Below are 3,286 nucleotides of genomic sequence, written 5' to 3'. Positions count from 1 at the left end.
CCCCAAGGGCTCCCCCTACACCGTCAACGACCAGCTCATGGTCACCACGGCCCTGACCATCGCCCACTGGAACAGAGAACACGGCACGCGATCCCGCCCCCTCCGCATCACGATGCCCGTCGACGACCGCCCCCGCGACACCACGATGCCCATCGGCAACGGCACCCGCCTGGTGGAAGTCCCCTTCGCCCCGGCCGAGTTGGACCACCCGGACATGACGGCCCTCCTCCGGCGCACCGCGGAGCGGACCCGTGCGCTGAAGTCCCTGCCCCGCCCCCAACTGGGCCACGGCGCCGCCCTCCTCACCGCCCCCTGGGCCCCGGTCGCCGCCCGCGCCGCCCTCACCCGCGCCCTGCGCCGCGCCGCCGCGCCCTGGACGTCGACGACCCTGCTCAGCAACATCGGCCGTATCCCGTACCCCCTGGACTTCGGCGAGGAGGCGGGCCGCGCGCACGCGGTCTGGTTCTCGGCGCCGGCCCGGATGCCGCGCGGCCTCACCGTGACCACCGCCTCCACCGCCGGCCGCCTCCACCTGGCCCTGCGCTGGTCCCGGACCCTGCTCGGCCACGGCGACGGAGCCCATCTCCGCGACCTGTTCGAGCACTATCTGCACACCACGGAGGTGACCCCGTGACGACCACCACCGGCCCCCCGCCCCGCGACCTGCGGGACTTCTACGAGAACCCGGCCGTCCCCGTCGCCTCCGGCACCCCGCGCAGCCTCCGCCAGGCCCGCATGCTGGCCGCGGCCCTCGGCCCGGCGGGCCAAAGGCCCCGGACGATCCTCGACATCGGCTGCGGGGACGGCACCGCCGCCGCCACCGCCGCCCCGCTCCTGCCCGGCCACCGCGTCATCGGCGTCGACTGGTCCCAGGACGCCCTCAGGCGCGCCCGCACCCGCATCCCGTACGCGGTCCGCGGCGAACTCACCGGCGGCGGACTGCCGTTCGCGCCGGAGTCGGCCGACGCCGTGCTGTTCAGCGAGGTGATCGAGCATCTCGTCGACCCGGACGCGGCGCTCGACGAGATCCGCCGGATCCTGCGGCCCGGCGGGCATCTGATGCTGTCCACCCCGAACCTGGCCGCCTGGTACAACCGCGCCCTGCTGCTCGCCGGCGTCCAGCCGGTCTTCTCGGAGGTCAGCCTGCGCGGCATCCACGGCCGCCCGGGCTCGGAGGTCGTGGGCCATCTGCGCCTCTACACCGCCCGCGCGCTGCGGGAGTTCGTCGCCGCGTCCGGATTCACGGTCGTGACGCTCGAAGGCGCTCCCTTCCACGGCGTGCCGCGCCCGCTGCGGCCGCTGGACCGGCTGGCGTGTGCCCGGCCGCAGCTGGCGTCGATCCTGCTGCTGCACGCCAGGAGGACGTAGCCCATGTGGTGGGGAGTGGCCGCGGCGCTGCTGGCGAACACCCTGTACAGCCTGGGTTTCGTGCTGGAGAAACGCGCGCTCACCGCGCTGCCCGAGGTGACGATCCGGCAGCCGGCCCGGCTGCTGCGCCTGGTCATCGGCAGTCCCCTGTGGATCGGCGGCTCCCTCGCCCTCGCCGCCGGTTTCGGCGCCCAGCTCGTCGTGTACCGCACCCTCCCGATCGCCGCCGCGCAGGGCATCTTCGTCTCCGGCCTGGTGCTGCTCGTGCTGCTGTCGGCCCGGCTGCTCGGGGAGGAGACGAGCGGCCGGGAGCGGTACGCGCTGGGTGCGATCCTGCTCGCGCTGCTGATGGTGGTGCTGTCGCTGCGCGAGGGCTCGGACACCGTCAGCCAGGAGGCGCCGTACCCGTTGATCCTGCTGGTGTGCGTGCCGTCGCTGGCGGCGGGGCTGTGGCTGTACGGCTCCGCCGAGCGGCGGGCCCGCAACCGGCACCGGCGGCCGACGACCGGCGTCGAGTACGGCGTGGCGGTGGGCCTGCTGTACGGCGTCAGTTCGCTGGCGATCAAGGGCGTGTCGAGCCGTCTGACGACCAGCGGGATCGGCGGCGCGGTGCTGGACCTGCTGAGCTCCCCGTATCCGTATCTGCTGCTGTTCACCGGTGTGTTCGGCCTGGTGATGTCGCAGGCGGCGCTCCAGCGCTGCCGGGCCTCGCTGATCGTGCCCGTGTGCACGACCGTGACGTCCCTGTTCACGGCGGTGCTCGGCACGCTGTCGTTCGGCGAGGCCCTGCCGGACGAGCCGCTGCGGCTCGCGCTGCGGGTGGCGGGCACGGCCCTGGCGGTCGCCGTGCTGCTGACCATGCCGAAGCACGACCCCGCTCCCCAACCCCCCGCACCAGCCAAGGAGTTGGCCTCCCCATGAAGCCCGACGACCCGATACTGAAGATCCTGGCGTGCCCGCTCGACAAGGGCCCGCTGCATCTGCTGGCCGAGGAGGCCGGGCGGGAGGAGGCGCTGTACAACCCGCGTCTGCGCCGCCGCTATCCGATCGTCGACGGCATTCCGCAGTTGCTGCCGTCCTCGGGCGAGCAGGTCCCGGACGACGAGCACGAGGAACTTCTCCAGAGGATGACGCCATGACCAGCCTGGCCGCCCGGCTCGCTCCCCTCCTGCCCGCCCGCCTGGTGGCCGCGACGGCCCGGGCGCTCTACCCCCGGTTCGAACCGGAGCTGGCCCGGCTCCCCGAGCTGTGCCCGCCGGACTGCGGTACGGCGGTGGACGTCGGCGGCTGGTACGGGCCCTGGACGCACCGGCTGTCCGGCCGCGCCGAGCACGTGGTGACGATCGAACCGGTGCCCCACCTGGCCCGTCTGCTGACGGCCGCCGTCCCGCCGAACGTACGGGTGATCCGTGCGGCGGCCTCGGACCGCCCGGGCATCGCCCGCCTGTGGCTGCCGTCGGACGACTCGGGCGACCGGGGCGTGTCGTCGCTGGTCCGGCGCGACATCCACGGCCGGGCGCTGGACGTCCCGTGCGTCACGCTGGACGAGCTGGGGCTGCGGGACGTCGGCTTCATCAAGATCGACGTGGACGGCAACGAGCCGGCGGTCCTGCGCGGGGCGACGGGCCTGCTGGCCCGCGACCGCCCGGCCCTGTTCGTGGAGCTGGAGTCCCGCATCCAGCCGATCGCCCCGGTGGTGACCTACCTGGCCCTGCTCGGCTACGACGGCTGGGTCCTGCCCGGCGACAGCTGGGTGCCGCTGGCGAAGTTCCCTCTTGAGGAGCACCAGGCGCACGCCTCCTACGTGGTCTCGCACGGCCTGCTGCGCCGCGTCCTGCCGTACGACGTCCTGCGGGGCCCGCGCTACGTCAACTCGGTCCTCTTCCTGCCGGACGGCCGCCGCCCGGGCGGCGGCCGT

At 74.1% G+C, this 3,286-nt stretch carries 4 protein-coding genes and 1 pseudogene; all 5 read left to right on the top strand.

Features of this window, described 5'->3' with window-relative positions; all coding sequences use genetic code 11:
- Nucleotides 1-634 (top strand): annotated as a pseudogene (locus CCL05_RS39650) (condensation protein); the annotation flags it as partial.
- Nucleotides 631-1,368, top strand: coding sequence for a class I SAM-dependent methyltransferase (locus CCL05_RS39645; RefSeq protein ID WP_086565450.1), 738 nt, complete (start codon nt 631-633; stop codon nt 1,366-1,368). The pseudogene CCL05_RS39650 and the gene CCL05_RS39645, both read left to right, overlap by 4 nt.
- 15 nt (nt 1,369-1,383) lie before the next feature.
- Nucleotides 1,384-2,289, top strand: a complete 906-nt coding sequence (locus tag CCL05_RS39640; protein ID WP_086565452.1) for a hypothetical protein — start codon at nt 1,384-1,386, stop codon at nt 2,287-2,289.
- Complete coding sequence (locus CCL05_RS39635; protein WP_086565449.1) at nt 2,286-2,507, top strand: Trm112 family protein; 222 nt, start codon at nt 2,286-2,288, stop codon at nt 2,505-2,507. The genes CCL05_RS39640 and CCL05_RS39635 overlap by 4 nt, the downstream gene beginning before the upstream one ends.
- On the top strand, nt 2,504-3,286 hold a 783-nt coding region (locus tag CCL05_RS39630), incomplete at its 3' end, for an FkbM family methyltransferase (protein WP_086565451.1). The genes CCL05_RS39635 and CCL05_RS39630, both read left to right, overlap by 4 nt.

Origin of the sequence: Streptomyces africanus, assembly GCF_002150735.1 — a bacterium.
GTDB classification, from domain to species: Bacteria; Actinomycetota; Actinomycetes; order Streptomycetales; family Streptomycetaceae; genus Streptomyces; species Streptomyces africanus.
This window is presented reverse-complemented; position numbering and strand designations above follow the sequence as displayed.

Coding starts and splice junctions, on each gene's coding strand:
- CCL05_RS39635 (WP_086565449.1), top strand. CDS start 2,286: ATGAAGCCCGACGACCCGATACTGAAGATCCTGGCGTGCCCGCTCGAC.